Here is a 5,327-nt window from a genome sequence, read left to right on the forward strand (position 1 = left end):
CGGAATGTCCGCCGTAAGGTCCGGGATTGCCGCCGCTCTCTCCGCCGGAAGCGAGGTTCCGCCGCTCCCTCCTGCGGAGAGCGGACTTCCCGGCCTGCCTGGATGAGCCAAGGCTTCCGCAGACCGGCCTTCCCTAACGGAGGCGCGGTTTCGGTTTCGTCCCGCTTCGCCGGGATGAGCCGCCGTTCCCGAGCAGGCTTCCGTCTGTCCCGTGCTTCCGTCCGCCGTCCCCGAATGATCCTGCGTCTGCCCCGCTCTTTTTTCCGCCGCTTGTCCACCCTCCGTCACGAAGCTGTCCTTGGACACGAAGGTGCCCCGTCCCGTTTCCGATTTTACATAGCCGTCAGCGCTGAGCATATCGTACACCTGAGCCGCCGACCCCCGCGACAGACCGTATAAAGCGGCAAGTTTGCGAGTGGAGGGAAGCCGCGCGCCTCCCGGCAAATTCCCGCTTAGAATCGCCGCCCTAAGCGCATGATACAGCGCGAGATACTTATAGCGGTATTCGGTCAAGTATTCGTCAAAGCTTAATATTGGAATAGCGTCCATGCCTTCCTTCCCCCCATTCAAGTGGACCAATAAAAATAATGTAAATGGGCTCTTTTTTCTTGTCAATCTCCTGGTATGCTATTGGTTAACCATTTTTATCAGACAAAGGAGCACTGCAAATGAGAAGAAAAGAATTTAAAGTCGAACAGGAAGAAGAACTGCAATCCTTTCTGGATGAAATGAGCTTCGGCTTTCTCGGCACGATTGATGGACAGGGCCGTCCGCGCGTCATCCCGCTTAATTTCGTCTATACCGAAGGATGCTTTTATTTCCACGGCAGCCATGCCGGCGGCAAGATGGACGCGATCCGCAAGATGGACAAGGTCTGTTTCACCGTAGCGGATGAGTTTTCCTTGATTCCTTCGTATTTTACCGACCCCCAAATGGCCTGCCCGGCCACCGCCTTTTTCAAAAGCGTCACTGCCTTCGGCACGGCCGAGATCGTCACCGATTTAAGCGAAAAAGCGGCAGCGCTCGGAAAGTTCATGAAGAAGCTCCAGCCAGAGGGCGGGTATGACCCCATTGATGCGGAGAATCCGAAGTACCGTCCCCAGCTTAAAGCGGTCGCTGTCGTGCGGATCGTTCCGGAAGAAATTACCGCCAAATTCAAGTTCGGGCAAAATCTGAAGGAAGAAGACCGCAGCGCTGTCATCAGCGGGCTTGAGGCCAGAGGCGGGGAACGGGATGCAGAAACGGTGGAAATGATGGAAAAATTCTGTCCGTTCCACTCCTCTTAACTGTTAAATAGGTGAATATAATCGGGGATTGTCCGTATAACGCGGACAGTCCCCGATTTGCGTGTGAACGTTTATCAAAAGCCTTAAAATTATCCCCAATTCTTTTAGAAAAAACCGATATTCCGAAGTGACTGTCCCGTACCACAAATGATATAATGTTAGGCAATGTTAGGATGTTTGCTAACGATTTCAAGGGTGCTCCCATCGTAAGTGTGCTCCGATTTCAAAGATACCCGGAAGGATGAAACCGATGAATCCACAGGCTGGACAATTAAACGAAAGCATTAAAGCCGGAAATGAGCATGTATACGACATGCTGTCCACTCTTGGCAGAGATATTTATTTTCCAAAAGTAGGCATTCTGAGCCAATCCGCCGAGGCGACCGCTCATGCCAAGAAATACAACGCCACCATCGGCATCGCCACCGAGAACGGCGGCCCAATGCATCTGAACGTCATTCAGGAGAAGCTCTCCGCATTTGCCCCGAAGGACTTATACGGCTACGCTCCACCGGCGGGCAAACCGGAGCTGCGCACCGTATGGCGCGAAAAAATGCTCCGCGAGAACCCTTCTCTAGAGGGCAAATCCTTTGGCAATCCAATCGTAACCAATGCGCTAACCCACGGACTCAGCATCGTCGCCGACCTGTTCGCCGGGTCCGGCGACGCTGTCATCTATCCCGATAAGAACTGGGAGAACTACGAGCTGACCTTCAGCGTCCGCCGCCATGCAGATCTGGTTACCTATCCGCTGTTCACCGAAGACATGACCTTCAACAGCGACGGACTGCTTCAGGCGCTCCTGTCGCAGAAGGACAAAGGCAAGGCGATCGTGCTGCTGAACTTCCCGAATAACCCGACGGGCTACACGCCGGGCATCAAGGAAGGCGACGCGATCGTTGCGGCGATTCTGCGCGCGGCGGAAGAAGGCGTTAACGTAGTTGCGGTGTGTGATGACGCCTATTTCGGACTCTTCTTCGAGGATTCCCTCAAGGAATCGCTGTTCGGCAAGCTGGCGAACGTGCACCCGCGCGTGCTTGCCGTCAAGATCGACGGCGCGACCAAAGAGGAATACGTATGGGGCTTCCGCGTAGGCTTCATCACTTATGCTTCCGAGAGCAAAGACGTGCTGGCCGCCCTGGAGCAAAAGACGCTCGGCATTATCCGGGCCACCATTTCCAGCGGACCGCATCCTTCGCAGACGTTCGTGCTCGATGCGCTCAAGGCGCCGGAATTCGTCGAACAGAAAGAAGAGAAGTTCCGGGTCATGAAGGGCCGGGCCAATAAGGTCAAGTCGCTGCTCGACAGCGGCAAGTATGGAGACGAAGTATGGACGTATTATCCTTTTAACTCCGGCTATTTCATGTGCCTGAAGCTTCATACGGTCCATGCGGAAGAACTGCGCCAGCATCTGATCCACAATTACGGCCTTGGCACCATTGCCCTTGGCGACACCGACCTGCGCATCGCCTTCTCCTGCATTGCAGAGGAGAATCTGGAAGAGCTGTTCGACCTGGTATACGCAGGCATCCGCGATTTGGAGAAAGCCAAATAACGTTTAGATCCAGCCTATATATCAGCCTCCGCATAACGCATGCGGAGGCTTTTTGCGTGTGCATCATGCGGCATGTGTATCATGCGGCAGCTGTTGGAGCCGCAAATACTAGGGAAGCTTCTGCGGGGAATCCTTCTTTTATTTTGCAGGCTCCAATGGCATCGGCCTATACCACAGAAGAATGAGACACATACAATACGGTGTACACAAGTACAACAACTCACCGAAAGGGGAATGAACATGAGCGAAGAAGTAAGAGGCGGATACGGATACGGACCTTTCACCAGCACTGGAGCCATCCTAGTTCTCTTCATTTTGCTGGTTATCATCACCCGTTCTCTGTTTATCTAATCGGCATTGATTCATCTTCGGAAGAGAGCCTGCCGGCTCCCTTCCCTCCCATCATGTTCACGCCGCTTTGTCCCCACGGCACAATCGGCGGAAGAACTTTTCGAGAGAAAATAAAGAGATCCGGACTAGTCCGCCAAGGACCCCAGGATCTCTTTTTCTGTTACAGTGTGGGGCCCAGCCTTCCTCCTGCACCTTCTTTTCCACTCTCTCTTGAGCTTTGCTCTTCATGTAGTTCCTTGCGGTTTGACCGGCCATATCCAGGGCATAGCTGAGTTTTGGACTGTTCATTTCCAGGCGCCGCATCATTTTTTGTATTTTTTTCCTTCCCTGGGCGCAAGGTTACACTAAATGAGCTGTTCCGCTCGCTTGCTGTGCATGAGCCCCTGCCGGAAGCGGAGCGGATCGTCTTCATGCCAGGTAAAAACGGAACGCTGACCGTCAAACACGATACGCGCTGCGCGGTCCAGCACGGCAAGACGCCGGTCGCGAGAAATCAAAAGGCAGTCATGTCCTACAATGAGAAGCTGTACATCACATTCGAGGATGGAATAACGGAAATTGAGCTTCGCTACAAGGCGATTAAGCCGGTAACGAACATTTACACCGGCGGAGATTCGAACCGGGCCGGATAAGCAGGGGTCAAGCGGAGCTGCGCTGCTCGGGTACAAGGGCGCCTGAAAAAGCGTCAGCCCTGAAGGTTATCCTCCAGAGCGCTGACGCTTCCCTCTGTTCAGCCAATATTCCGCCTGCAGAGCGGCCTGGAACCAGCGGAATGAACGGACCCGCCGCTGATGCTTCACAGCAAGAGCCCGGCGAATGACAAAGGACAGCAGCGGGGAAAAAGCACTGCCGCTGAGCGCAACTGGCTGCAGATCGTCCCGGAACAACCGCTTCGGCACGTCTGGGGGAGGGGTCCCGTTACAGCAATAGTACACCGTAGCGGCCAAACTATACATGTCGGAGACCGGTCCCTGACAGGAGCGGCTCGAATAGAACTCCAGCGGCGAATAGCCAGCGGTTGTAAAGACTGGATGCGCTTTGCCTTCATATCTTACAGCCGATCCGAAATCCAGAAGCTTAACCTCGCCGCCTTCTCCAACCATAATATTTCCCGGTTTAATATCCCGGTGGATAAAACCATTTTTGTGAATAAACTTCAGCGCGTCGATTAGCGGCAGCAGCGTGCTGCGGAGGAATGCTGCATCAACCGGGGTGTTCCGGCCCTTGATAAGCTTGTCCAGGGTCTGACCTTCGCAGTACTCCATGACAAGATAGGCCGTACCGTTCTCTTCAAAATGGTCCACATAACCTACAATCCCCGGATGCCTCAGCTCCTTCAAAATCTCCGCTTCCTGCAAAAAGGAATCCATCAGCTCCCGGTACTTTCCTGCCAGCGAGTGCGAGCGGCACTTCACCGCCTGTTTGTCAGTGGTTCTTTCAGCCAGAAGCGCCGGGAAAAATTCCTTAACAACCACCTTCAAGGCCGACTCGCCTTGGGTGCACCGGGCCTGGTAGACAATCGACAGCTCGCTGCGGTACAGCGGCTCCGAATCTGATAGGTGCCGCGAAGTTTCGTATTCCGGGCTAGATTGTCATCACCCTTCACGCTATTCATGCTTCAGCCTCCTATATAGCGGTTCATCCTAATTTTTCTACTATAGACCATTATGTGTCAAGCCTCTACATCTCGCAGTTCATCGCCAATATACAAAACTTGATCTTTCGGGAGATTATAATGATTAATTAATTTTTTAATGGCTTTATCCTTGCCAAAAAGATTGCTGGCTACAAAAACATAATCAAAGATTTGGATTTGATTGGCAACCAGGAAATGATTGATATTATCCTCTGTATTTGAAGATAGAATTCCTAACTGGTATCCTTGGTTTTTCAATCCATATAACAAATCAGAAGCTCCATCTACCAAGTCCAGTCCAATTACGTAATTACGATATAACTGTTTCATTTCTCTAACAAGCATAGGGAATTTGAGGATAGGGACATTTAATTTTTGAATTCGCTCCATAATGGAAAGCTTTGATAATTCCTCTACGTCTTCTTATTTCATTTTCTGATAGCCATATTTGTCCGAGAGCTCATTAAATAAATCAACGGCAAGGGTTCTGGATTTTACC

6 protein-coding genes and 2 pseudogenes are annotated in these 5,327 nt (G+C 52.1%); 4 read left to right on the forward strand and 4 right to left on the reverse strand.

Translation table 11 applies throughout. From position 1 onward, the window contains the following. Positions 1 to 549 (reverse strand): GntR family transcriptional regulator (locus tag L691_RS32270; RefSeq protein ID WP_036738011.1); only part of this gene is annotated, 549 nt, incomplete at its 3' end. 119 nt (positions 550 to 668) lie between these two features. Here L691_RS32270 and L691_RS0123885 point away from each other — a divergent pair. The 4 genes and pseudogenes from L691_RS0123885 to L691_RS0123905 all read left to right on the forward strand — a co-directional run. Then, on the forward strand, positions 669 to 1,286 hold the full coding sequence (locus L691_RS0123885) for a pyridoxamine 5'-phosphate oxidase family protein (protein WP_025692788.1): 618 nt from the start codon (positions 669 to 671) through the stop codon (positions 1,284 to 1,286). 250 nt (positions 1,287 to 1,536) lie between these two features. Further along, the gene (locus L691_RS0123890) at positions 1,537 to 2,841 is read left to right on the forward strand and encodes an aminotransferase class I/II-fold pyridoxal phosphate-dependent enzyme (RefSeq protein ID WP_025692789.1); all 1,305 of its coding nucleotides are present in this window, start codon (positions 1,537 to 1,539) and stop codon (positions 2,839 to 2,841) included. Positions 2,842 to 3,081: 240 nt separating this feature from the next. Continuing rightward, complete coding sequence (locus tag L691_RS33785; RefSeq protein WP_211245151.1) at positions 3,082 to 3,192, forward strand: YjcZ family sporulation protein; 111 nt, start codon at positions 3,082 to 3,084, stop codon at positions 3,190 to 3,192. 320 nt (positions 3,193 to 3,512) lie between these two features. After that, positions 3,513 to 3,824, forward strand: a pseudogene (locus L691_RS0123905) (VWA domain-containing protein); the annotation flags it as partial. A gap of 66 nt (positions 3,825 to 3,890) precedes the next feature. On the opposite strand, the gene L691_RS29975 reads toward L691_RS0123905, so the two are convergent. The 3 genes and pseudogenes from L691_RS29975 to L691_RS29980 all read right to left on the reverse strand — a co-directional run. After that, positions 3,891 to 4,667 (reverse strand): serine/threonine protein kinase, encoded by a 777-nt coding sequence (locus L691_RS29975; RefSeq protein ID WP_232229265.1) that lies wholly within the window; start codon positions 4,665 to 4,667, stop codon positions 3,891 to 3,893. A 2-nt stretch (positions 4,668 to 4,669) separates the two neighbouring features. After that, positions 4,670 to 4,807: a hypothetical protein gene (locus L691_RS33790; RefSeq protein ID WP_232229264.1), complete on the reverse strand. Its 138-nt coding sequence runs from the start codon at positions 4,805 to 4,807 to the stop codon at positions 4,670 to 4,672. A gap of 57 nt (positions 4,808 to 4,864) precedes the next feature. Beyond that, positions 4,865 to 5,236, reverse strand: a pseudogene (locus L691_RS29980) (HAD-IA family hydrolase); the annotation flags it as partial. Positions 5,237 to 5,327 lie beyond the last annotated feature (91 nt).

The organism is Paenibacillus zanthoxyli JH29 (genome assembly GCF_000520715.1).
GTDB lineage: Bacteria > Bacillota > Bacilli > Paenibacillales > Paenibacillaceae > Paenibacillus_AQ > Paenibacillus_AQ zanthoxyli.

Coding starts and splice junctions, on each gene's coding strand:
- L691_RS0123885 (WP_025692788.1), top strand. CDS start 669: ATGAGAAGAAAAGAATTTAAAGTCGAACAGGAAGAAGAACTGCAATCC.
- L691_RS33790 (WP_232229264.1), bottom strand. CDS start 4,807: ATGAATAGCGTGAAGGGTGATGACAATCTAGCCCGGAATACGAAACTT.
- L691_RS0123890 (WP_025692789.1), top strand. CDS start 1,537: ATGAATCCACAGGCTGGACAATTAAACGAAAGCATTAAAGCCGGAAAT.
- L691_RS33785 (WP_211245151.1), top strand. CDS start 3,082: ATGAGCGAAGAAGTAAGAGGCGGATACGGATACGGACCTTTCACCAGC.